The sequence below is a fragment of the Enterococcus timonensis genome (genome assembly GCF_900104595.1).
Lineage (GTDB): Bacteria > Bacillota > Bacilli > Lactobacillales > Enterococcaceae > Enterococcus_J > Enterococcus_J timonensis.
Genome location: NZ_FNVY01000004.1, coordinates 424,051 through 445,571, shown reverse-complemented (window position 1 = coordinate 445,571; position 21,521 = coordinate 424,051). Strand labels below are relative to the sequence as shown.

The 21,521-nt window shown below is 38.2% G+C and carries 27 protein-coding genes and 1 pseudogene; 7 read left to right on the top strand and 21 right to left on the bottom strand.

Annotation, left to right across the window (positions count from 1 at the left end; genetic code table 11):
• Window positions 1-153 precede the first annotated feature (153 nt).
• From BQ5341_RS06775 to BQ5341_RS10500, 3 genes are all read right to left on the bottom strand, one after another.
• A complete protein-coding gene (locus BQ5341_RS06775) occupies window positions 154-429 on the bottom strand; it encodes a helix-turn-helix domain-containing protein (protein ID WP_071131263.1) in 276 nt (91 codons plus the stop codon).
• Window positions 429-788 (bottom strand): type II toxin-antitoxin system RelE/ParE family toxin, encoded by a 360-nt coding sequence (locus tag BQ5341_RS06770; protein ID WP_071131262.1) that lies wholly within the window; start codon window positions 786-788, stop codon window positions 429-431. The genes BQ5341_RS06775 and BQ5341_RS06770 overlap by 1 nt, the downstream gene beginning before the upstream one ends.
• A 172-nt stretch (window positions 789-960) precedes the next feature.
• Window positions 961-1,134 carry a hypothetical protein gene (locus tag BQ5341_RS10500; RefSeq protein ID WP_158661753.1) on the bottom strand — a complete coding sequence of 58 codons (174 nt, stop codon included), beginning with the start codon at window positions 1,132-1,134 and terminating at the stop codon, window positions 961-963.
• Between the two features lie 210 nt (window positions 1,135-1,344).
• Between BQ5341_RS10500 and BQ5341_RS06765 the strand changes: the two genes are divergently transcribed.
• From BQ5341_RS06765 to BQ5341_RS06750, 4 genes are all read left to right on the top strand, one after another.
• On the top strand, window positions 1,345-2,322 hold the full coding sequence (locus BQ5341_RS06765) for an ADP-ribosylglycohydrolase family protein (RefSeq protein WP_071131261.1): 978 nt from the start codon (window positions 1,345-1,347) through the stop codon (window positions 2,320-2,322).
• Between the two features lie 72 nt (window positions 2,323-2,394).
• A complete protein-coding gene (locus tag BQ5341_RS06760; RefSeq protein WP_071131260.1) occupies window positions 2,395-3,489 on the top strand; it encodes an ABC transporter permease in 1,095 nt (364 codons plus the stop codon).
• 1 nt (window position 3,490) lies between these two features.
• Window positions 3,491-4,204 (top strand): ABC transporter ATP-binding protein, encoded by a 714-nt coding sequence (locus BQ5341_RS06755; protein WP_407920127.1) that lies wholly within the window; start codon window positions 3,491-3,493, stop codon window positions 4,202-4,204.
• 18 nt (window positions 4,205-4,222) lie between these two features.
• A complete protein-coding gene (locus BQ5341_RS06750; RefSeq protein WP_071131259.1) occupies window positions 4,223-4,849 on the top strand; it encodes a hypothetical protein in 627 nt (208 codons plus the stop codon).
• Window positions 4,850-4,932: 83 nt separating this feature from the next.
• Here BQ5341_RS06750 and BQ5341_RS06745 read toward each other — a convergent pair whose 3' ends face one another.
• The 3 genes from BQ5341_RS06745 to BQ5341_RS06735 all read right to left on the bottom strand — a co-directional run bounded on the left by BQ5341_RS06745 (window position 4,933) and on the right by BQ5341_RS06735 (window position 8,048).
• On the bottom strand, window positions 4,933-6,219 hold the full coding sequence (locus tag BQ5341_RS06745; protein WP_071131258.1) for an ISL3 family transposase: 1,287 nt from the start codon (window positions 6,217-6,219) through the stop codon (window positions 4,933-4,935).
• Between the two features lie 215 nt (window positions 6,220-6,434).
• Window positions 6,435-7,151, bottom strand: a complete 717-nt coding sequence (locus BQ5341_RS06740; protein ID WP_071131257.1) for a DNA alkylation repair protein — start codon at window positions 7,149-7,151, stop codon at window positions 6,435-6,437.
• A 321-nt stretch (window positions 7,152-7,472) separates the two neighbouring features.
• Window positions 7,473-8,048: an alpha/beta hydrolase gene (locus tag BQ5341_RS06735; protein ID WP_235836381.1), complete on the bottom strand. Its 576-nt coding sequence runs from the start codon at window positions 8,046-8,048 to the stop codon at window positions 7,473-7,475.
• A gap of 25 nt (window positions 8,049-8,073) precedes the next feature.
• Between BQ5341_RS06735 and BQ5341_RS06730 the strand changes: the two genes are divergently transcribed.
• Window positions 8,074-9,045 carry a VOC family protein gene (locus BQ5341_RS06730; protein WP_071131255.1) on the top strand — a complete coding sequence of 324 codons (972 nt, stop codon included), beginning with the start codon at window positions 8,074-8,076 and terminating at the stop codon, window positions 9,043-9,045.
• A 61-nt stretch (window positions 9,046-9,106) separates the two neighbouring features.
• Here the strand turns inward: BQ5341_RS06730 and BQ5341_RS06725 are convergent, their stop codons facing one another.
• Genes BQ5341_RS06725 through BQ5341_RS06705 form a run of 6 tightly spaced genes read right to left on the bottom strand, consistent with a single transcriptional unit; the run spans window position 9,107 to window position 12,967 of the window.
• Complete coding sequence (locus BQ5341_RS06725) at window positions 9,107-10,144, bottom strand: zinc-dependent alcohol dehydrogenase family protein (RefSeq protein WP_071131254.1); 1,038 nt, start codon at window positions 10,142-10,144, stop codon at window positions 9,107-9,109.
• 59 nt (window positions 10,145-10,203) lie between these two features.
• Window positions 10,204-11,046 carry an aldo/keto reductase gene (locus BQ5341_RS06720; RefSeq protein ID WP_106396183.1) on the bottom strand — a complete coding sequence of 281 codons (843 nt, stop codon included), beginning with the start codon at window positions 11,044-11,046 and terminating at the stop codon, window positions 10,204-10,206.
• A 49-nt stretch (window positions 11,047-11,095) separates the two neighbouring features.
• Complete coding sequence (locus BQ5341_RS06715; RefSeq protein ID WP_071131253.1) at window positions 11,096-11,512, bottom strand: MerR family transcriptional regulator; 417 nt, start codon at window positions 11,510-11,512, stop codon at window positions 11,096-11,098.
• Window positions 11,513-11,539: 27 nt separating this feature from the next.
• Window positions 11,540-11,710, bottom strand: a complete 171-nt coding sequence (locus BQ5341_RS10670) for a hypothetical protein (RefSeq protein WP_235836380.1) — start codon at window positions 11,708-11,710, stop codon at window positions 11,540-11,542.
• A complete protein-coding gene (locus BQ5341_RS06710) occupies window positions 11,707-12,297 on the bottom strand; it encodes a flavodoxin (protein ID WP_235836379.1) in 591 nt (196 codons plus the stop codon). Before BQ5341_RS06710 ends, BQ5341_RS10670 begins: the two co-directional genes overlap by 4 nt.
• 31 nt (window positions 12,298-12,328) lie before the next feature.
• Window positions 12,329-12,967 (bottom strand): NAD(P)H-binding protein, encoded by a 639-nt coding sequence (locus tag BQ5341_RS06705; protein WP_071131252.1) that lies wholly within the window; start codon window positions 12,965-12,967, stop codon window positions 12,329-12,331.
• Between the two features lie 248 nt (window positions 12,968-13,215).
• Between BQ5341_RS06705 and BQ5341_RS06700 the strand changes: the two genes are divergently transcribed.
• Window positions 13,216-13,830 carry a TMEM175 family protein gene (locus tag BQ5341_RS06700; RefSeq protein ID WP_071131251.1) on the top strand — a complete coding sequence of 205 codons (615 nt, stop codon included), beginning with the start codon at window positions 13,216-13,218 and terminating at the stop codon, window positions 13,828-13,830.
• A gap of 88 nt (window positions 13,831-13,918) precedes the next feature.
• Here the strand turns inward: BQ5341_RS06700 and BQ5341_RS06695 are convergent, their stop codons facing one another.
• From BQ5341_RS06695 to BQ5341_RS06675, 5 genes are all read right to left on the bottom strand, one after another.
• Window positions 13,919-15,673, bottom strand: coding sequence for a 1-deoxy-D-xylulose-5-phosphate synthase (locus BQ5341_RS06695; protein WP_071131250.1), 1,755 nt, complete (start codon window positions 15,671-15,673; stop codon window positions 13,919-13,921).
• Between the two features lie 91 nt (window positions 15,674-15,764).
• Window positions 15,765-16,181, bottom strand: a complete 417-nt coding sequence (locus BQ5341_RS06690; RefSeq protein WP_071131249.1) for a cupin domain-containing protein — start codon at window positions 16,179-16,181, stop codon at window positions 15,765-15,767.
• A 15-nt stretch (window positions 16,182-16,196) separates the two neighbouring features.
• Entirely contained in the window at window positions 16,197-16,532 is a 336-nt protein-coding gene (locus BQ5341_RS06685) for a carboxymuconolactone decarboxylase family protein (protein ID WP_071131248.1), read from the bottom strand.
• Window positions 16,533-16,547: 15 nt separating this feature from the next.
• On the bottom strand, window positions 16,548-17,075 hold the full coding sequence (locus tag BQ5341_RS06680; RefSeq protein WP_071131247.1) for a flavodoxin: 528 nt from the start codon (window positions 17,073-17,075) through the stop codon (window positions 16,548-16,550).
• A gap of 209 nt (window positions 17,076-17,284) precedes the next feature.
• A complete protein-coding gene (locus BQ5341_RS06675; protein ID WP_071131246.1) occupies window positions 17,285-18,184 on the bottom strand; it encodes a LysR family transcriptional regulator in 900 nt (299 codons plus the stop codon).
• Between the two features lie 149 nt (window positions 18,185-18,333).
• Here BQ5341_RS06675 and BQ5341_RS06670 point away from each other — a divergent pair, with 149 nt between their 5' ends.
• Window positions 18,334-19,440, top strand: coding sequence for an NADH-dependent flavin oxidoreductase (locus BQ5341_RS06670; RefSeq protein ID WP_071131245.1), 1,107 nt, complete (start codon window positions 18,334-18,336; stop codon window positions 19,438-19,440).
• 91 nt (window positions 19,441-19,531) lie between these two features.
• On the opposite strand, the pseudogene BQ5341_RS10665 reads toward BQ5341_RS06670, so the two are convergent.
• From BQ5341_RS10665 to rimM, 4 genes and pseudogenes are all read right to left on the bottom strand, one after another.
• Window positions 19,532-19,612, bottom strand: a pseudogene (locus BQ5341_RS10665) (oxidoreductase); the annotation flags it as partial.
• Window positions 19,613-19,757: 145 nt separating this feature from the next.
• Window positions 19,758-20,105 (bottom strand): 50S ribosomal protein L19, encoded by a 348-nt coding sequence (gene rplS / locus BQ5341_RS06665; RefSeq protein WP_071131244.1) that lies wholly within the window; start codon window positions 20,103-20,105, stop codon window positions 19,758-19,760.
• A 124-nt stretch (window positions 20,106-20,229) separates the two neighbouring features.
• Window positions 20,230-21,003, bottom strand: coding sequence for a tRNA (guanosine(37)-N1)-methyltransferase TrmD (gene trmD, locus BQ5341_RS06660; RefSeq protein WP_071131243.1), 774 nt, complete (start codon window positions 21,001-21,003; stop codon window positions 20,230-20,232).
• On the bottom strand, window positions 20,993-21,517 hold the full coding sequence (gene rimM, locus BQ5341_RS06655) for a ribosome maturation factor RimM (protein WP_071131242.1): 525 nt from the start codon (window positions 21,515-21,517) through the stop codon (window positions 20,993-20,995). Before rimM ends, trmD begins: the two co-directional genes overlap by 11 nt.
• Window positions 21,518-21,521: the final 4 nt, after the last annotated feature.

Below are 21,521 nucleotides of genomic sequence, written 5' to 3'. Positions count from 1 at the left end.
TTCCAAAATAAATGCATAAAAAAAGCAACAAGTCTGACTTGCTGCTCATTGGACTTTTACTCTTTTCTATACAAAATTATTTTCTTATACATCAATTTTGCCTAATGTATTATACATTTTCAGCCTTCATACTCACTAATTTTTTTAAATAACCTAGATGAAATTCACTTCTAATTTTTTTCCAAGGGCATAAGCAATTTTAGATAACGTATCAAAACTAGTATTATCGCCTCTTTCAACTCGTGCAATAGTCGATTGAGGAAGTGAAGCAAGTTGAGCAAGTTCTCTTTGAGATAACCCAGCTTCTTCTCTTGCTTTGAACAAAGCAACAGCACTTTTCAATTTAGAATCTTCTGTTTCAAATCCCTTTTTAAAGTCGGGATTCTTAAGCTGCTCAGACAAATAATCATTAAATTTAATTGATGCCATCAGTTATTCCCTCCTTTTTGAAACTCATCTCTGATTTCTAAAGCATGAGTTATTTCTCTTGTCGGCGTCTTTTGCGTTTTTTTTGTAAAACCGTGAGTAACAACAAATTCATTTTCCTTCACATGAAAGTATAGTCCTCGTTGAATGTTATTTCCGGATTCTGACCGTAACTCAAATAAATTATCTTCCAATTTTTTTATCCATTTCATTCTACGTGCAACTAATAGCCCATGTTCTTGAACGTTGCTAATCACTGCCAATAATTTTTGTTGGTCCTTTGCAGGAAGATTATTTAAAAACTCAATAAATTCATTATGTCCATTCTGGCGGGTGTAAAATTCAAATTGTGGTTTCTCCATAAATATATGATAGCATATATATCAAAAACATTCAATATATGCTATCGTTTTTTTGTAAAAAAATCCAAACAAGTTTCTCAATTTTTTTAAAATGAGTTGTTATTTGGATTTTGAAAGTGAAATCAAAAAATAATTACTGCCACCAGATATTTTGAGCCGCGCTATTTATTACTTATTTAATCGTTGTTTCTTTTTTGGCTGCCAACTGCTGGGTCCAAAGGGTAATTTGAACAATGACCCCCGTAATAATAAACAGTGCGCTTAACATGTACCAATTCATTGAAAGAGCCAGGAGACCCAATAGCATGGTCAAAAAAAAGCCGTGTCCTTGATTTGTGTTGTCCATTATTTTTCGTCCTTTCAAATTTATGACTGGTTGGTTGATAGATTTATCATACCTAAAGAAAAAAATTCGGTCATCAGACTAAAGTTGGACATTTAAAAAAATAAATCCTTTGTCACCAGATTGAATTCACATTTTTTTGGCATTCCTTTTTGCCTTTCTACCTAATATCTTCTACAATATAAATAAGTAGACAAGAAAGAAGGTGCATGATTGGAAAAAAATATTTTACAAGCGGCGATTTTAGGAAGTATTCTTGGTGATAGCGTGGGTGTGCCGGTGGAATTTATGCCGCGAGAACGTTTAACGAAGCAACCGGTGACTGGTTTAAGAAGTTTTGGTACTCATAATCAACCAGCGGGCACTTGGTCCGATGATTCATCCATGAGTTTAGCTACAATCGTCAGTTTGACCGAACATGATGACGATTTTAATGATGTGATGACACGCTTTTTAGCTTGGTTGCGCCAAGGCGAGTACACGCCTTTTGGTATTTGTTTTGATATTGGTATTAGTACTGAGCGAGCTATTTCACGTTTCGAAGGTGGACTCACCGCTTTACGCTGCGGTGGCAGTGCCGAGTCGGATAATGGAAATGGTGCCTTGATGCGGATGATGCCCGTATTATTTGATTTACGGAAAAAATTTGGCGACAATTTTGCCACAGATCCTCAAAGCTATGATGTGATTCATAATTTTGCTAGAATTACCCATGCTCATCCTCGTAATTTGATGGCTTGTGGGTTGTATTTGGTGATTGCTAATGAATTAATGACTGCCAAATTAAATGGCGGAAAACATTTTAAAGGAGCGGCGGTGGCCAGTGGACTCAAAAAAGCGCGGGATTATTATCAAAGCAATCCGGCTTTCCAACAAGAGTCTGCGTATTTTGCCCGCATTTTTAATACTTATTTCGGCATGTTACCTCGCAAAGAAATAAAATCGTCTGGCTATGTTGTAGACACTTTAGAAGCGAGCCTGTGGAGTTTTCTTTCTGGGCGCAATTATGCCGATTGTACGTTAAAAGCTGTTAACCTTGGTGGCGACGCTGATACTATTGCTTCATTAAGTGGCGGACTGGCCGGGATTTATTATGGCTTGGAATCAATTCCTGCTGAATGGTTAGATCAGTTACAAAAAAAAGAATGGATCGACACGGTCATTGAAGCATTTGCTACAAAAATGCTCTAACCAATTTACTTAGGGAATCGTGGCTATTTGTGCTAGACTAATCTAGCAATCTAAATCGTAAGGACTGAGTAAATGTTTTTAGCACTAAAAGAAATTAAAGATGCCAAACTGCGCTACGGATTATTAACGGGCATTGTTTTTCTAATTGCCTTAGTGGTTTTTGTTTTAGCCGGTTTATCTGCCGGACTTTCTGATGGCCACAAAAAAGCCGTCGCAGATTTTAACGCCTCGGGCTTTGTTTTAAATGAAAATGCCAACCAAATCGTCACCGCTTCAAATTTAACTGTCGACGATTTAAATCGGGTCCAAGCGGATCAAACAGCCGCGGTAGGATTTTATTCCGGCGCACTAAGCCGCGATGTTAAAGAAGCCACCAAAGATAATGTTTCTGTTTTTGGATTGGACGCTGAAAGTTTTATCGCTCCTAAAATAGAAGATGGCCGACTCTTTCAAGAAAATAATGAAATTGTTGTCAGTGAAAATTTAGCCGACGAACAAGATTTAAAAATCAATGACACTGTCACTATTGGTAATAGTGATCAAGAACTAACGATTGTCGGCATTAGTCAAGCGACCACCTATTCAGTGGAGCCGGTGGTTTACACGAACGTAGCCACTTTTCAATTATTAAAATATGGCGCAATTCCTGAAGATGAATCACAGATGCAAATCAACGCCATCGCCTTTGATGCCTCTGATTTATCTGACGTTTTATTAACGCAAACCAAAGAATCACCGTTAAGCAAATTAAGTTATGATACTTTTATCGATAATTTACCAGGCTACACGGCCGAACGTTTAACGCTTGGTATGATGGTTTATATTTTAATTTTAATTGCCGCAGCCATTGTGGCAATCTTCATGTACGTCTTAACTTTACAAAAAAAACAATTATTCGGTATTTTAAAAGCACAAGGTGTTCCTACTTCAGTTTTAGGAAAATCAATTTTAGCTCAAAGTTTACTGATGACTTTTGTGGGAACTTTATTGGCCTTTGTAATCACTTGGATCTTGAGCCTATTTTTCCCAGCGGGCATGCCATTTACCGCTGATTTGCTTCAGTGGACGCTTTACGGAGGAATTTTAATTGTGATGGGCACATTAGGCGGCTTGTTCTGTCTACCGAGTGTTTTAAAAATCGACCCGGTTGTGGCCATTGGAGGATAAGATGAAACAAAAAATGAAGCAAAAAACGAAGCAAAATCTCAACCAAACCCCTAGTTTAGAAATGATTAACGTCACTAAAAATTTTGGCGCCGACCACACGCTCGTAAAAGCACTTAAAGGAATTCATTTTAAAATCTTTCCTGGTGAATTTGCCGCCATTGTTGGTCCTTCCGGTTCTGGTAAGTCAACTTTTTTGACCATTGCCGGTACGCTGCAACAACCCACTGATGGTCAAGTTTTACTGGTTGGAGAAGATGTGACCAAATTTCCCGAAAAAAATCGCGCCGCTTTACGACTAAAAAAAATCGGCTTTATTTTACAAGGAACCAATCTTGTTCCTTTTTTAAATGTTAAAGATCAATTTCGTTTTATTGATCAATTAGAGAAACGCTCCTTTCAAGCTGAAAAATTAGATCAACTAATGAAAGATCTTGATACAAGTGATTTATTAGAAAAAATGCCCCGCGATCTTTCTGGTGGTGAACGCCAACGCATCGCCATTGCTAAAGCTTTATATAATGATCCGGAATTAATTTTAGCCGACGAACCAACTGCTGCCTTAGATACCGTGCATGCGTTTGAGGTAGTCAAAAGACTCGCCGACGAGGCCCACCGCCAAAATAAAGCGACCATTATGGTAACTCATGATGTGCGGATGACCGAATTTTGCGATGTTGTTTACACGATGGAAGATGGACTTTTAAGCCAAAAATAAAATTTAGAGGAGTTAACTATGGAAAGTAGTGCCCAATTTCAAATGCTTTTGAACAATCACCTCACAAGTTTTTTAGAAAAGATTCATGAAAGCCCAGAAATTTTAGGGAAAATTGCTAATGATATTGCTGGAAAAGCCGCCGCGATGGAAAATGATTATCCTGCCCAAACGCAACTATTACACGTGGGCGCAGTGGAAATTGTTTCTGTCATGGCTAAAGGTGCTGGTATTATTGATTTATTTACTCAAGCAGTCGCCGATCAAGATCTCGACTTAGTAGCTCCCGGTAATTTTTTGCAAGCAGCCGATGATCTTCCGGAAATTGATGCCGTAAAATCAAGCGAAGTCGTAGCACTAGTGGCTGATGCTTTAAATAATTTATTAGAGGAACATCCAAAATTGACTTTCGCTGATATTTTTTACGAAAACTTTTTTGGAGAATATGTTGCCAACATCTTTAATGTCTCCGCTATTGAATTGCTCAGCGAAAAACCTGAACTCTTCAAATCTTTAAAAAAGTACATCGATGAAAAAGGTCAATCCGATGTTTTATCCGACATTATCAATAAGTCTGATGAACAGTTAAAAGAAGATTTAACAAGAAATTATTATTCCTTCCGACAACTTCAAAATACGCGACCATAAAAAAAAGGCTCAATGTCAAATCGGACTGATAGGATTATTTAAAACAGTTAAGGCAGAATTTATTTTCTGCTTTGGCTGTTTTTTTATTTAATAGAAATAAGGTTGTTGGTTAAGAAGATTCGAGCGCGCATGTTGGAGAAATTTCGATACCCGTAAGCGACTCTTTTGAGGACTTTTATATGGGTGTGGATATTTTCTAGTTTTGCATTGGAATAGGATTTTTCTAAAGACAGGCGAATGCCTGCTTCGTGTTTACGGAAAGTACGTTTTAATATTTGGAGTTCGGCGGGAATTTCTTCAGGCATCTCATTTAAAAGACGATAAAATTCGCCGCCATCCTTATGATTGAAGGCGTAAATCAAATCTTGGTAGTAGTTGTAGCCCAGGGAAAGATCCTCAGAAATGGTTAAAAGTCGGTCCACGATTTCGGTTTGTGTTAAGTAGCTCCAACTAAAATTCGCTCTTTTTTTAAATGTTTGAAAATCTAATTTATCGTGACTCATTAAAAGAAGACGATTGAGCTTTTTTAATTGCCGGTATTGTTTGGCCTGTGAGGGATCGTTTTGATTGAGGCTTTTCATTACTCTGACCCGCAGGTTATCAAAGCAACGGTTCATGTGCTGGACAATATGAAATCGGTCAATGATAAGCTTAGCGTTAGGGAAACAAATTTTAACAACTTTTAGATACGGGGCATTCATATCCGACACCACGTAACGAACACTGTGCCGGGCCTGGCGATCGAAGCTCATAAAATAGTCCACAAGGTCATTCTTTCTGCGGCTAGGAAGAATATCAAACAGTTTGCCCGTATCACCATCCATACAAGAAAAAGCAAATTTTCCTTTGTCAGTGGTTAAAGAACGAAATTCATCAAATAGTAAACATTTGGGCAACCAATTCTTTTTAATGTTGATTTCCTGACCTAATAAGTCGATTGATTTTTGTAAAGTAGAACTAGAAACGAAACAATGTTTGGCAATATTTTTAGCCGTATTTTTTTCAGTGAGCTCCTCAAATGCCTTGTAAAATACTTGTTTAGCAATAAAGCAAAAGCGATCCACTAGGTACGTTTTGGCGGTAAAATAACTATGGCAGTTGCGGCAGAGATATCTTTGTTTCTTGAGATTGAGATAAGTCCTCTGGTTGCCCGCAGAATTTAAAAGGATTCGAGAATGTTTTCCGCCATTTTTAACAATCGTTTTTTCATCTGCCTGACCACACTCAGGACAGCGTGAAACTTGATTCGTTAAGGAAGCATAGACGACGAGATGCCCACCTTTTTTGTCCCTTTCTTCCTCAACACTATGAATTTCAATATTTGAGTCTTTTATTCTAAGCAATTTTTTGATATCATTGAATTCGAACATACAAATTTTCCTCCCCAGAATGTGATGATGGTGATTCTATTCTAACGGAAAATTTGTATGTTTTCTTGTTTTTTTATACAAATAGGGACCGACAGAATTTTTATTCTATCAGTCCAATAAATTATAGAGCCAAAAAAAACTGCTGTAAAAAGAAATTTCTTTTTACGGCAGTTTTTTCTTGTCTCTTTTGGCAAGACTACTTCAAAAATTATTTTTTATAGAGTGCGAAAGTGTTCCTTTTGCTCTTTGGTCAAATGCTCCATTGCATATCTCAATTGAACACGTGACATATCATGCGCATATTTTTCAAGAAATGCGAGTAATTGTGTTTCATCTGCATCACCTGCTGCTCGTAACATCCAACCGGAAGCTTTATGAATCAGATCTTCTGGATCTTTTATCAGTAGTTTCGCAATTTCAAACGTATCTTTTATTTCTCCTTGCTTAATAAAAAATCCTGTAGTGACCATTGCAGTTCGTCGTTCCCAAATATTTTGCGATTTTGCCAAATCATAAAGAACATCCCGAGGTTTATCGATTAAGTATCTCCCCACTACCCATGGTGCACTGCGATCGACAATATCCCAATTATTAATACGATCATGACGACGCAAATAAAGTTCTACTAATTGCTTACGCTGATCTTCAGTAATTCTCCTGCTTCGTGCCTGCCAATCCATAACACTCACAGCTCCAACACGTGCTTCATGAATTGGGCTTTCTAAGACTTTTTCAATTTCTGAAAGTGGAAGCTGAATGAACTTCTTGGCTAATTTGAAGACATCCCCCATCCGTACACCGATAAAATAATCTTGCACCGACTGTTTGTCTTTTTCAAATGTGAAAAAGCGCTGATATTTATCCAGCTCTTCCTCAGATTGAAGGTCCTCTAATTCATCGAGAAATTGCCTGGCAGTCAAGTCTATAGACATATGAAGTCTCCTTTTTTAGAAATAGTATCGCGTAATTTTTGTAATTCGACTAATTTTATTTATATAATAACCTAAATTATTCGCAGTTCTTTTGAAATACTATTCAAATGCCGACTCAACACTGTTTTTTGTTTCGTTATCTAATCCCTTTTGAGTGTACAAAAAGAACCCCAATCTGCTATGGTTAAATCGCCAAAACCTAACCAAAGAAAGGGGGTCTTCTCAGTGGCTAAATCACAAGAAAACGAGTAAACTTCAACTCAAAAATGACAGTGTCTAATACAGGAGGAAATCTATCCACAGACGCTGGTTTAATTTTGGTTAGATGTTCTTTTTTAATTTTTCGATTTCATCATCGGTGATACCGTGCATCCCATCAACTAGGATCAGCTGAGTATTAGGAAATGTTTTTTGCAGTTGTTGTTGCAGTTTTAAAACATCGCCAGGTAAACTTTCACTATCCATCGAGCCTGTTGTTAGCCATATTTCAGTGTTGGCGCCTTGTTGAAATTCAAAATTCAAAAAGCTTGGATGTAACAAAATAATTTTTTCGGCTAGTTCTGGTTGTTGCTCTAATAATCCTAAAATAAAATTCGCCCCGTTAGAATAGCCAATGAAGATGACTTTTTTGAAACGATCAGCAAACTTCGGCCAATCATTTTCCAAAAATTCACTGGCAGATGCAGTAAAGGCCGCTCGATCCACTTTGCCATTTTCAAGCGGCGAAAAAAAGCGGCGGGCACTTTTATTTCCTAACGGCCCTAAATACGTTAAAATACTAGCTGTGGGATACAGTTGGGCAATTATGGTGAGCAGTTGATACTCGTTGTTGCCCATGCCGTGAAAACCGACGACTAATGTTTCGTCATCCCCTTGTTGAAAAAAATAATCCATCATAAACCTCCAGAAAGGAATTTTTTATATGCATGCACAAATCCACCACGTTTCCATTTTAAACAGTAATCATATGACTACCTACGATTTTTATCATCGGGTGCTAGGGTTAAAATTACTGATGAAAACCATTAACCAAGACGACCATGAAATGATTCATCTCTTTTTTTCCGATGAACACAATCGCCCCGGCACCGAGTTGACTTTTTTTGAAGTGTTAATCGGTGAGCAACATCAATTTGGCACTAATAATATTGAACGCGTTCTTTTAAAAGTGCCAAGTACTGCTTCTCTGACTTATTGGGAAGAGCGCTTGGAAAAAGCGGGGATTTTATCTTATGGTATCGAAAATTTTAACGGTCGTCCAATTTTACGCTTTGACGCTCCTGATCAAACGCAAATCGGACTCGTTCCTTTAGGAGATTTTGAGAAATCCGAACTTTTTTATCCTTATACAGGAAGTGATATCCCTGAAGAACATCGCATTTTAGCGCTTGATGCCATTCAGCTGAGAGTGCAATATCAAGAAGCTACGATCAAAGAATTGACTCAATTGTTGAATTGGCAAAAAATTGGCCAAGCAAAGTTTTTTGAAACAGAATTTGATGTGGAAATCATGCATAATGATTACCCTGATTTTTATCAAGAAGTCCATGTGATTGCCGATCGTAAAAATCCTTTGGCAAATCTGGGCATCGGCGGGATTCAACACGTTGCTTTTGGTGTCTTAGATGAAGATGAACTTTTTGCTCGCAGTAAAGTTCTTGATGCTCGCAGTTTTAATAACTCGGGAATTTTACCGCGGGAATTTTTCACCTCGCTTTATTTTAGGGAACCGAATTTATTATTATTTGAAATTGCTACTAATGCAGGATTTTTGGATCCTTCCGCTTTTGCCGTGCAAATCGACGATATTACCAAAATTCCGTTATATTTGCCAAAATTTTTAGAACCCGATCGCGTGGAAATTGAACACGTGCTTTCCATGCAACGACCATAAAAAACCCCGCCACCGAAAAAAAATTCGGTGGCGGGGTTTTTTCTTCAATTTTTAATGACAACTAGTCAATTACGATCAGCGACTTAACAGCTTCACGTTTATCCATAGCTTCATAGGCTTGTTGAATTTCATCCAGAGTGAAACGTTTGGTAAATACTTTTCCTGGATTAATTTCTCCGCTTAAAACAGCTTGTAATAAAATTTCTCGATCATAAGTTATCACTGATGCAATGCCGCCACGTAAACCAATATTTTTCCAAAATAAATTATTCGTGTTCATTTCCGCTTTTTGAGGAACACCCACGCGACCAACGATAGCCCCTGGACGGCCGACTTTAATAGCGGTATCGACAGATTGTTCCGTCCCGACACATTCTAAAATCGCATCGGCTCCAATATTTCCAGTTAATGCTAAAACTTTGGCAACTGCTTCGTCCCCGCGTTCCGCCACAATATCGGTGGCGCCAAATTCCACAGCTAACTTTTGACGATCTTCATGGCGACTTAGAGCAATAATTCGTTTTGCTCCCCGTAATTTAGCGGCAATGACGCCACATAAACCAACCGCACCGTCACCAATGACAACTACTGTATCGCCAGCTTTTACTTCAGCGGTAGCTGCGGCATGATACCCGGTTGCCATAACGTCTGCTAAGGTTAAAAGGGAGTTCAACTGTTCATCAGAATAATCTTCAGGTTGACCAGGAATTTTTACTAACGCCCAGTTAGCATTGGTAAAACGTAAATATTCTCCTTGATAGCCGCCGTTGCCGCCACTTTCTTGATTCAAACAATTCCCATCAAAACCGGCTAGACAAGCTGCACAATGTCCGCAACCATGAGTAAAAGGAACAATCACAAAATCACCAGCTTTTACATTCGTCACTTGCGAACCAACTTCTTCAACGACACCAATCGCTTCATGTCCGATAAACGAATGACTTTCTCGTTGGCTAATTCCGCGAAACCACCATAAATCCGAACCGCAAACACATGCTCTAACAATGCGAATTAGGGCATCGGTTGGTTTTTCAATCGTTGGCTTTGCTGTTTCTTCAATCCCTACTTTTCCTGGTTCAATAAAAATTCCTGCTTTCATTTTTAACGCTCCTCTTTTATCATATTTTTTAATTAGCTATTTTAAAAAGTAAATTGCTTTTAAACGCCAGCAAGACGCTCCACCATTTCTGGGTCGCGGTGGTCAAAGAAAGCTGATTTTTTCAAATCAAGATCAGTAATTTCTATCATTTCTTCAGCTGTTAATTCAAAATCAAAAATAGCAATATTTTCTTTCATCCGTTCTGGACGGACGGATTTTGCTAAGCTGACAATTCCTCGTTGATAAAGCCAACGCAAGACAACTTGGCCAACACTCTTTTTATGATTTTCGCCAATTTTAGAAAGAACTTCATTCGTAAATAAATCGAGTTTCCCTTCTGCAAATGGGGCCCACGCTTCAGCTTGAATATTTAATTTTTCATGCCAAGTAATCTCTTCATGTTGTTGATTCCAAGGATTAATTTCGATTTGGTTGACTTGAGGCGTCACTTCATTGTGGGCATTCAAATCTACAAAACGATCGGCGTTAAAATTAGAAATCCCAATCGCCCGAATTTTGCCTTCTTTTTGTAATTCTTCCATCGTGCGCCATGAGCCGTAAACATCGCCATAAGGTTGGTGAATTAAAAATAAATCCAAGTAATCTAATTGCAAACGATCAAGAGCTGCTTGAAATTCTTTTTTGGTTTTTTCATAACCGGTGTCGCTGACCCAAACTTTTGTTGTAATAAATAATTCTTCCCGTTTAATACCAGACTCTTTTATCGCCTCACCCACTTCAGCTTCATTGCCGTAAGCTTGAGCAGTATCGATTAAACGATAGCCCGCTTTAAGTGCCTCAAGCACAACTTGTTTTGTTTGACCATTTTCAACTTGAAATACGCCAAAACCGGCTGCCGGAATTTCCACCCCGTTATTTAATGTAAATGTAGGAATATTCATGATTTTTTTCTCCTTTTTTTATCAGGCTTTAGCCTAAATTAATTTTTTATTATTGAAACTGGCTCATCTTCCATAATTGATCCATTTGATCGGCCATGGCACCACTTTTAAATTTCGCCAAATGATCATCGTAGGTATCAATTTTATATTGCAATAGTTTGCGCGTTTTTTCTAACTCAGCAAATTTTTGATTCAACTGCTCCAGTTGTTCATGCAACACTTCCTTTTGAGCGACGCTGACATCGCCTTTTGTCTGGGCCAAAGTCGCAAATTCAATCATGGATTCAATGGACATGCCCGCATTGCGCAAACTTTTGGCTAAAAAAATCCAGTTAAGATCTCTGTCTTGGTAATTGCGATAGCCATTCTCATCGCGAACCACTGGCGGAATCACCCCCACCCGTTCGTAATAGCGTAGCGTATCCACCGAAATATCAAGAATTTCGGCAACTTTTTTACTGTTCATTTCTCATTTCCTTTCTGGTTATTCGCTTTATTTTTTAATTTCCTTTAGCCACTGGTCAACTGTCTCTGAAGCCAAATCCACTTTATTGCCGTCAACCACGAGCGCTTCGGTAAATTCATTGCCCTGTGCTCCTTGTTTATTTAAAATTTCTTCAATAAAGTTGACGCTATCCCCTTGACCATAACCCCCTTGCGTCATAAAAAAGGCGCAATCCTTTTTTCAGACAGTGACTGGCCGTAAGTTTGCAAAAAAGAAGTCATAGGATGCGGCAAAGTCATCGCCCAAATCGGATAACCTAAGTAAACGGTCGTATATTGATTTAAGTTGGGCAAATCAAGGTTTAAAGTAGGAAAATTTTCCTGCTCCCGTTCATTATTCGCTCGGTCTAACGTTTTTTGATAATTAGCAGCATAAGGGCTTGCCACCACAATTTCTAAAATATCGGCCCCCGTTTTTTCAGCCACCATACTAGCCAATAACTCGGTACTGCCGGAGCGAGAAAAATAAATAATAATTTCTTGCGCTTCAGATGTTATTTTTCTAGTCGGTTGATTGGTGGCGTTAGTGTCTTTCCCATCCGAAACGGTTCCTGCGCCATTACGCCAAGTACCATCACTTTTCCCAAGTTGGAAAGCCGTAATCGGCGCGCCGTTTATTTCGCCTGCTGTTGTGATTTGATTGTTGGTGGTGCTTTCTGATTTATTTTTCATAAAATTTAAGATCATGATTCCTCCAATCACTAAGATTAAACAAGTCAAACTCAATAAAATTATTTTCTTTTTCAATCAGTTCCTCCACTTCACTTGAGAAAAATTTTTAATACCAACTAGGTTTTGCAAATTCAGTATTCGGTTCGCCAAGTCCTAAACTTTCGCGATGATAATCGGCTTTACCAGTTAGTAAATCGACAACAAATTGAGCGACTGCTTGACGAGTGACTTGCGCTTGCGTAAATGGCTCGCCTTTTTTAGAAATTTGAATTTTAGTGTTGCCTGGTTGATTATACAACCAAGTAATCCGCAAAATAATATAATCTAAAGCACTGGCTTCGATTAAATCAGCAGATTTTTTATACGCCGTTTGCCAAACAAGTCCAGTATTTTCTCGATACCATTTTTGAAATTTACCAGCAACTTCTTGATACAAATCCGGAACACTAGCGGCAATAAATCGTTGCACACCCGTTTCTTCTAGAACTTTAATTAGTGGTTCCATAAGATCGTCGCCTGCTACAAAACTTAAATAAACAGCATCGACTCCGGCAAGATTTTTTTTGATTTTTTCAATTTCTTGAAAAGTACCGTCGACTAATTCAACGCGCGGACCTGCCAAATTTTCTAAACGTTTGCTGATATTTCGTCCGTATAACACGAGCTTGTTATCGGTTTGATCCAACATATTTTCACTCACCATCCGGCCAATTTGTCCAGCTGCTCCTAAAATCATAATTTTCATTTTTCTTCCTCCTTTTTTTCTTAACAAACTAAGCATAAACCCTCGAGTGGACTCTATAGCAAGTATTTTAATTTTGATTTCTTCATTTGTACAATATAATCCCTTAGCTAACTTTCTAATTATGCCTAAAAAGCATTTTTACTCAACAAGACCGTCGCTTTAACTTATACAATCATTTAAAGAAGCGCTATAATAAAGTGCCGACAAATGCGTCGACCCAGCAATTAAAAATAGATTGGAGCCCGAAGATGAATAAAGAACGTTTAACGACTTTTATCGATGCTGTCTTAGCTATCATTATGACTATTTTAGTTTTAGAATTAAACAAGCCCGACCCGGTGACGCTTGCAGGATTTTGGGCCTTGAAAGAAAATTTCTTCGCCTATACTTTATCTTTTTTTTGGTTAGGAACAATGTGGATCAATCTCCATAATGAGTGGTACAAAATTAAACGGATCAATGGACAAACGATCTGGGCTACGATGGTAATGTTATTTTTTTCTTCTTTATTTCCCTATGCCACGTCACTTGTTTCGGAAAATTTTAATAACACGGCGGCCCAAGGATTTTACGGCATGATTGTTCTTTTTATCACGCTAGCTAATCTTTTGACTTACCACACTTTGTCCAAAGCCAATCAAGAGGAAAAATTTGTCGCTGAACTAATCAAAACAAGAAACCACTGGCTTCAAATCGATGTTTTGATTAAAATTATTGGTTTGATTTTGGCACTCACTATTTTTCCACCTGCTATGATGTATTCAGTTTTACTTACTTTAATTGTCTTAGTCATTCCCAATCAAATTAAAAATCTCAAACAAAGACACCATCTACCCCCGGAACAAAAAGATTCCTTCACTTAAAAAAATTTAGCTATTAAAAAGACCGCCACCTGTCCTTTACACAGGGGCGGTCTTTTTTTAAGAATTTAATTTCAAAAGTTTTTCAGTTTTATAAAGCTTTAATTATTTGATCAACAATATTTTCAACGGTAATTCCAGTTTGGGCTAAAAGTTCAGCTGAGTTATAACGATCATGAAATGCTTTTTCCAGACCGTAATTTTGAACTTTCACATTTGAATTTCCAAAATAACTAGCGACAGTTTGACCATAACCGCCATCGACAATACCATCTTCCAAAGTCACAACTAATTGGTGATCGGCTTTTAATTGATCAAGCAAGTTCGTGTCTAGACCAGAAATAAATTTAGGATTAATTAGTGTTGCTTTAATGCCGTGTTGACTTTCAAGCGCAGCGGCGACTTTTTCAGCCAAACCGTAAAAATTGCTAACACCCATTAAGGCTACTTGTGAACCTTTTTGGCTCACCTGATTTTGATATAATTTTGAATAATCGGTGGTGTCTTTAAAGCCGGTTTCTTTCAGTGGGCCAACGGGAACTTGAATTGCCACTGGATGACCGGTTTGGTCGATGGACCAATTCAACATCGCCAAATATTCTTCTTTTGAGGTTGGCGCCAAATACACTAAATTCGGAATATGACTCAAAAAAGAAATATCAAACATGCCTAAATGACTTTCATCATTCATGCCATTTACCGAGGCCAAATAAACTAAAATTGTTCCAGGCAAATCATTTAAAGCCAAATCATGAGAAATTTGATCATAGCTCCGTTGCATGAACGTTGAAAAAACTGCCCAAACAGGTTTGGCGCCATTTTTCGCTAAGCCGGCAGTCATGGTGGCAGCTTGCTCTTCAGCGATTCCTACATCGACAAATTGTTTCCCCGCTTGCACTCTTTGTTCTTCGGTAAATAAAATCATTGGCGTCCCGGCATTGACAGCAACTACTTTAGGATCTTGCGCCATTTTTTCTAGCATAAATTCTGCGGTAATGGAATCATAGGTTGCCTGATTATTTCCGTCAGAAATATATTTCCCTGTTTCTAAACAAAAGGGACCACCAGCATGAAAGGCTTCGCGATTTTCCTCAGCAAATTTAAATCCTTTCCCTTTAATTGTATGAATATGGAGCAAAACAGGATGATCACTGTCTTTTACTTCTTGAAATAATTGAATTAAAGCTTTTAAGTCGTTACCGTTATCTAAATAATGATACTCAAAACCAATTGCTTTAAAGAAATTATTTTCCGCTTGCCCATTGGATTCTCTTAAGTCCCGGAGATTTTTATACAGTCCCCCATGATTTTTAGCAATCGATTGATTATTATCATTGACGATCACAATAGTATTGGTTCCTTGTTCTACCACATTATTCAAACCTTCATAAGCCAAGCCACCAGAAAGCGAGCCATCGCCAATTACCGCCACCACGTTATAATTTCCATTTTTCAAATCACGAGCTTTCGCCACGCCATTTGCCAAAGCAATCGAGGTTGACGTGTGGCCCACAGTAAATAAATCATGTTGGCTTTCTTTAGGATTTGTATAACCAGAAATATCGTCATAATGCGCTGGATCGAGGAAAGCTTGGGCCCGACCAGTCAACATTTTGTGAATATACGATTGATGTGAAACATCAAAAATAAATTTGTCGACAGGCGAATGAAATACATAATGCATAGCTACTGTCATTTCCACCACGCCCAGATTAGGTCCATTGTGTCCTCCATGATGGCTGACTTTTTGTAAGAGCGCGGCTCTTGCTTCTGTCACAAGATTTTGCAACTCTTCATCTGATAATTTTTTTACATCTTCTGGACCTTGAATTTTTTCTAATAACATTTTTTATCTCCTTTATTTTCCTGCACATTTAAATATTTTAACTACTGAACCTCGGCATTTTTTTAATTTCTATTGTATGAGTATCTCAATTTTATTTATTTTGTAATTTATCGTAACTCTCGTCGGTTACTTCTTCACACCACTGCGTAGAACCTGCAGTAATGGCAATGTGAGCAAACCAACTGTCTTTGGTGGCACCGTGCCAATGTTTCACTCCATCTTTTATCACCACAACATCACCAGCTGTTAAAAATTGTGGCGCTTTGCCTGCTTCTTGGTACCAACCTTCGCCACCGGTCACCAGAAGTAATTGATAGCCATCATGATGAATATGCCAATTATTGCGACATCCGGGTTCAAAGGTCACATTGCCGACACTAACATTGATATCCGGATCGGCCACTAACATATCTAAATAACTTTGTCCGCTAAAATATTTTGCAAAAGCATCATTTTTTTCGCCAACTGGAAAAATCACACCATTTTTTATTTCTTCAAATTTTGCCATAATCATTTCCTCCTATTAATCTTGATTGACATCCGTTTGATAAATTTCTTTTGCCAAATTAAACGCCGACCAAGCTTTTGGCCAACCGACATAAAACGCCAAATGGGTAATCACTTCTGAAATTTCTTTTTCGGTAATCCCATTTTCTTTCCCCATTTTTAAATGCGCTGGTAATTGTTCAAAATTTCCACCTGAAATCAAAGCAGAAATTGTAACTAAACTTCTTTGATGAAGAGGCAATTCACTTTCCCGTGACCACACTTCACCAAATAATACATCATCATTTAATTGGGCGAACTTCGGAGCGAAATCTCCTAAATTATCTCTACCTGCTGTTTGTTTTTTTACCATAATAATCTTCCTCCCCTAAATATCTTTTTGATTACAATAATACTGACATAGCCAATTTTTCACTGCTTCATCAGATTTCGCTACTCGCGATCCTTGCACCGATAAACCGGTTTGAATCACACTTTTAGGACAAGTTTTTTTCAAATCGGCTAAGCTATTACCAAATGCCGAACCTTCGTGGGTGCAAAATGGATAAATCATTTTTCCATCCATGGAATAATCCCGCAGAAAACTTGCTATAACCCGAGGATAAGTCCCCCACCAATTTGGAAAACCTAAAAAAATATTTTTTTCCTGGCTTAAATCTAAAGAAATTTCTTTTAGTTCAGGATAATATTGGCTGTTTTTTTCTTTTTTGGCTCGACCAACCGTATCCTGATAATTATTAGGATATGGCACAGCGGGTTCAATACAATAGGACTGACAGCCTAATTTTAAGGCGATTTTTTCAGCTACGATTTGCGTATTTCCTTTTGTTAACTTTTCCGGTTTCCCGTTGATCAAATTTTCATCTGCCCTTGAAAAATAAAGTACAGCAGTCATCTTTTCACCTTCTTAGCTTTTCTATATTTCTTATTGTAGTCGGTGCAGTGACTGATGTATAATGCTTAAACAATTCGCCCTCTATGCTTATAAGGCATTATTTTAAAGCTTACTAACTTTTTTATGAAATATTATCTGGCGATTCAACTTCAATTTTAGACCGCAAAAAAGCTGCCTGGTAAAAAACTACGAGGCAGCTTAACTGAATTTTATTTATTATTTTCATTTTCCGGAAAAGATTCCTTGAATCGCTTAATAAATTCCATAACAACGGGCGACATGACGCGATTCTTTTTCCAAACTAATACACAATTGGTTTCTATTTCTGGTGCCAAGGGCATAAACTTAATCGTCTCAATATTTCGATTGGAAACAGCGCCTTCAATTGTCAGCGCCGATCCTACTCTATTTTCAACTAACGAAAAGACATTAAAAATTAAATAAAATGTGCCGACAATCGGCAGTTTTTCAGTATCAACGCCTAACCACTCACCAAATAATTCTTGAACTTCAGGCCTTCTGGAAATTAACAAGGGAATCCCTTGAACATCTTCTTTCGTCAACTCATCTTTTTGAGAAAGAAAGGAATCAACAGAAGTTAACAAGCCCCATTTTTCTTTCCGCGGTAAAATAATTGTTTCATACTTATCTGTGGAAACCGGCTCCAGTAAAATCGCCAAATCCAACAGCCCTTTATCCAATCGATCCGTAATATCATCGCCGGTACCGCTATGAATATGAAAATGCACCTCCGGATAATCGCTAACCATCTCTTCTAACATCATAGCTAACGTGTCGGAATTATCTGCTTCGACACAACCAATTGTAAAGTGCCCGCTAAATAATTGTTTCCGGCGATTTTCAAATTCTCGTTGTGTTTGATCTGCTAAACTCAAAATTTCTTCAGCACGACTTTTTAAAAAGCGCCCGGCTTCAGTTAAGACCATTTTCCTTTTTTCGCGGATAAATAATGCCGTCCCCAATTCATCTTCCAATTCTTTTAATTGGCGGCTTAATGTCGGTTGTGTAATGTGCAATACTTCGGCTGCTTGAGAAATGGTTCCTTCTTGAGCAATCACAGAAAAATATTTTAATAAGCGAATTTCCATCTCTAATCCTCCGTCACCGATTTTTATTTATCTCCCTGTCTCCAAATTAAAACAGATACAGGATGTTTGACATCAAATTTTCATCAGCGTATGTTAAAGATAGCACCTTACAATATGTAAGGCAAATTTTATTTTATGGAGGCTATTTCATGATTTCATTTGATCAATCTTTAACTTTACCATCTGGCGTTACTCTGAAAAATCGACTAATGATGGCACCAATGACTACTAGCCAGAGTTTTTATAATGGGACCATTACCGAAAATGAAATCAACTACTATGCCCAACGTTCAAAAGGATTGGGCGCAGTAATTACTGGCGCTGCCAATGTGGAAGCAATCGGTAAAGGTTGGCCGGGGGAACTCAGCATCGCTGATGATGAAATGTTGCCAGAGTTAACTTTATTAGCCAGCGCTATCAAAGCTGAAGGCGCCAAAGCAATTATCCAAATTTTTCACGGTGGCCGAATGACTCACTCAGCAACTTTATCGGGTATTCAACCCGTTTCGGCAAGTGCAATAGCCGCCCTACGACCAGACGCTGAAATTCCTCGCGCTCTTACCATTGACGAAATTCAGGCCACGATCAAGGCTTTCGGTGAAGCTACACGGCGGGCGATTCAAGCAGGCTTCGACGGCATTGAATTGCACGGTGCTAATACGTATTTGATTCAACAATTTTTCTCTCCTCATTCGAATCGGCGGACTGATAAATATGGTGGCGATCTTGAACAAAGATATACATTTATCGCTGAATTATTGGATTGTGTTTTTGAGGCTGTAAAAAATTACGCAATAAAACCATTTATCGTCGGCTACCGTTTTTCCTCTGAAGAATTTGAAACACCGGGAATTCGTTTTGCTGATACTTTATGGTTGATGACCAAGTTGCGGGAAACTAAATTAGATTACTTGCATTTATCCCTGAATACTTACGATCGCCTTGCGCAAGATAAAGCGTATCAAGAAAATTCGATGTTAGCCTATATTCATGAAGCAATTCAAGGTAAGATGCCACTAGTTGGCGTTGGTGGCGTCCGCACCCGGACTGATGTAGAAAATGTTTTAACCGACGCAGAATTTGTAGCGGTAGGTCAACAATTATTGTTCGATCCAACTTGGCCATTAAAATTAGCTACAAATAATGATCCAGCCATGTTTAGCGGCGACTTTGCCGATGCGCTATCTTATACTTCGTTTGCCACCCCATTATTTAAATTTTTAGATCAACGTTATCGTTCCATACCAAATATTTAATTTTTCGGAGTAGAATTTCTACTCCTTTTTTTTGGCTCAAAATTAGAAATGCCCATAAAATTTTTTACAATAGTTATTACTTGAAATGAATTTACCATGGTTGATTCGTTGGTCCTACTGTAAATTCATTTACATTTACATCTTCTGGTTGGTCAATTGCATATGCTACAATTTATTAAGGGGGGACTCCCGAAGTACCATGAATATTGATGTTCTATTTAATATTGCAATGTAGGATTTTCTCAAAATAAAATAACAACGACAAAAAAAGAACCGCTGATTTCTCAGCGGTTCTTCTCTTTTTAAATAATGAAAGCTTAACGACGGACTTCTTTGATCCGGGCAGCTTTACCGTGTAAGGCACGTAAGTAGTACAATTTAGCACGACGAACTTTACCAAAACGGACAACTTCTAATTTAGCAACACGTGGTGTGTGTAGTGGGAAAGTTCTTTCCACGCCAACACCGTTAGAAATTTTACGAACTGTGTAAGTTTCTGAGATACCAGCGCCACGACGTTTAATAACTACGCCTTCAAACAACTGGATCCGTTCCCGTGTTCCTTCGACTACTTTTGCATGAACGCGTACGGTGTCCCCTGGGCGAAAAGCTGGTAGATCACTGCGTAATTGTTCTTTTGTTAATTCTGCGATTAATGGATTCATTTAATCCTCTCCTTTATTCCCAACATTCATTAAAGTTTGCACTCCAGCGGAATATCGTAATTGATGAGTGTCGCCCACTCAAGTTCTCAGTTTATCATAAAGTAAAGCCCGATGTAAAGCAGATTTACATTTCTGGATCAACTTTTTCCGGATTCTTTTCTAAATCTTCTTCACGTTTAATTTCATGTAATAATTTTTTCATTTGTTTCGTCAGTTCAATTTTTTCTAAAAGATCTGGCCGGCGCGTTTTCGTTTTCCGTAAAGATTCTTTTAGTTGCCATTCTTCGATTAAAGCGTGATTGCCATTTCGTAAAACAAAGGGCACTTCCATGCCGTTAAATTCAGGCGGCCGCGTGTATTGCGGATGTTCCAAAAGTCCGGTGGAAAATGAATCACTAGGCGCTGACGTTTGATTACCTAAAACATCTGGCAATAGGCGCACCGTGGCATCGATCATCACCATAGCTCCCAGCTCCCCACCCGTTAATACGTAATCTCCGAGAGAAACTTCGTCAGTGACTAATGTTTTAATCCGCTCGTCGTAACCCTCGTAATGTCCACAAATAAATACTAAATGTTCTTCTTTTGAAAAATCTTCAGCCATTTTTTGATCGAAACGTTCACCAGCAGGATCTAGTAAAATCACTCGTTTTTTTGTTTCTGGATTTTTTTCTTCAATATCTTTTAAAGCGGCAAAAATCGGTTGTGCTTTTAATAACATCCCCGCTCCGCCACCATATGGATAATCATCGACAGTGTGGTGTTTGTTATCAGAAAAGGCGCGAAAATCCGTTAAATTTAATTGGAGCAAATCTTTTTCCAGTGCTTTACCGATAATTGACTCCCCCATGGGCCCGGTAAACATGCCGGGAAATAAGGTTAAGACGTCAATCTTCATCGATTAAACCCTCCATCATTTCAATCTTGACTACACCATGATCAAGATCGATTTCTTTAACGACTTGATCAATGTAAGGTAAATACCAATCTTTGCGGCCGGGTTTTTTGACGGTCCAAACATCATTGGCGCCTGTTTCTAAAATTTCAGAAACCTTACCGAGATTTTGGCCATTTTCGTCAATCACTTCAAGACCAATAATTTCGTGATAGTAAAATTCATCTTCAGCCAAATCATCATCAGATAATTCGCTAGCATCCACCACTAAGCGGGTGCCTTTATATTTTTCCACATCATTAATTGAAGGATAATCCACAAAACTAACGAGTTGAAAATTTTTATGCAGGCGATGGGTTTTAATAGTCACAGGAATTTTTTCCGTTTTCGTCTCAATAAAAAGTTTGGCGCCGACTTTAAAGCGCTCCTCAGGAAAATCCGTTTGGCTCATAACGCGAAGTTCGCCTTTTAGGCCTTGGGTGTTGACAATATTGCCGACTGTTAAAAAGTTAGCCATAAAT

Bases quoted from the DNA above. Each gene is read 5' to 3' on its own strand.
- BQ5341_RS06755 (WP_407920127.1), top strand. From the start codon at position 3,491: ATGAAACAAAAAATGAAGCAAAAAACGAAGCAAAATCTCAACCAAACC.
- BQ5341_RS06750 (WP_071131259.1), top strand. From the start codon at position 4,223: ATGGAAAGTAGTGCCCAATTTCAAATGCTTTTGAACAATCACCTCACA.
- BQ5341_RS06690 (WP_071131249.1), bottom strand. From the start codon at position 16,181: ATGGCAAAATTTGAAGAAATAAAAAATGGTGTGATTTTTCCAGTTGGC.
- BQ5341_RS06720 (WP_106396183.1), bottom strand. From the start codon at position 11,046: ATGAATATTCCTACATTTACATTAAATAACGGGGTGGAAATTCCGGCA.
- BQ5341_RS10670 (WP_235836380.1), bottom strand. From the start codon at position 11,710: ATGACGCAAGGGGGTTATGGTCAAGGGGATAGCGTCAACTTTATTGAA.
- BQ5341_RS06705 (WP_071131252.1), bottom strand. From the start codon at position 12,967: ATGAAAATTATGATTTTAGGAGCAGCTGGACAAATTGGCCGGATGGTG.
- BQ5341_RS10500 (WP_158661753.1), bottom strand. From the start codon at position 1,134: ATGGACAACACAAATCAAGGACACGGCTTTTTTTTGACCATGCTATTG.
- rplS (WP_071131244.1), bottom strand. From the start codon at position 20,105: ATGAATCCATTAATCGCAGAATTAACAAAAGAACAATTACGCAGTGAT.
- BQ5341_RS06715 (WP_071131253.1), bottom strand. From the start codon at position 11,512: ATGAACAGTAAAAAAGTTGCCGAAATTCTTGATATTTCGGTGGATACG.
- BQ5341_RS06680 (WP_071131247.1), bottom strand. From the start codon at position 17,075: ATGACTGCTGTACTTTATTTTTCAAGGGCAGATGAAAATTTGATCAAC.
- rimM (WP_071131242.1), bottom strand. From the start codon at position 21,517: ATGGCTAACTTTTTAACAGTCGGCAATATTGTCAACACCCAAGGCCTA.
- BQ5341_RS06675 (WP_071131246.1), bottom strand. From the start codon at position 18,184: ATGGAAATTCGCTTATTAAAATATTTTTCTGTGATTGCTCAAGAAGGA.
- BQ5341_RS06700 (WP_071131251.1), top strand. From the start codon at position 13,216: ATGAATAAAGAACGTTTAACGACTTTTATCGATGCTGTCTTAGCTATC.
- BQ5341_RS06685 (WP_071131248.1), bottom strand. From the start codon at position 16,532: ATGGTAAAAAAACAAACAGCAGGTAGAGATAATTTAGGAGATTTCGCT.
- BQ5341_RS06760 (WP_071131260.1), top strand. From the start codon at position 2,395: ATGTTTTTAGCACTAAAAGAAATTAAAGATGCCAAACTGCGCTACGGA.
- trmD (WP_071131243.1), bottom strand. From the start codon at position 21,003: ATGAAGATTGACGTCTTAACCTTATTTCCCGGCATGTTTACCGGGCCC.
- BQ5341_RS06730 (WP_071131255.1), top strand. From the start codon at position 8,074: ATGCATGCACAAATCCACCACGTTTCCATTTTAAACAGTAATCATATG.
- BQ5341_RS06725 (WP_071131254.1), bottom strand. From the start codon at position 10,144: ATGAAAGCAGGAATTTTTATTGAACCAGGAAAAGTAGGGATTGAAGAA.
- BQ5341_RS06770 (WP_071131262.1), bottom strand. From the start codon at position 788: ATGGAGAAACCACAATTTGAATTTTACACCCGCCAGAATGGACATAAT.
- BQ5341_RS06695 (WP_071131250.1), bottom strand. From the start codon at position 15,673: ATGTTATTAGAAAAAATTCAAGGTCCAGAAGATGTAAAAAAATTATCA.
- BQ5341_RS06670 (WP_071131245.1), top strand. From the start codon at position 18,334: ATGATTTCATTTGATCAATCTTTAACTTTACCATCTGGCGTTACTCTG.
- BQ5341_RS06740 (WP_071131257.1), bottom strand. From the start codon at position 7,151: ATGTCTATAGACTTGACTGCCAGGCAATTTCTCGATGAATTAGAGGAC.
- BQ5341_RS06775 (WP_071131263.1), bottom strand. From the start codon at position 429: ATGGCATCAATTAAATTTAATGATTATTTGTCTGAGCAGCTTAAGAAT.
- BQ5341_RS06735 (WP_235836381.1), bottom strand. From the start codon at position 8,048: ATGATGGATTATTTTTTTCAACAAGGGGATGACGAAACATTAGTCGTC.
- BQ5341_RS06745 (WP_071131258.1), bottom strand. From the start codon at position 6,219: ATGTTCGAATTCAATGATATCAAAAAATTGCTTAGAATAAAAGACTCA.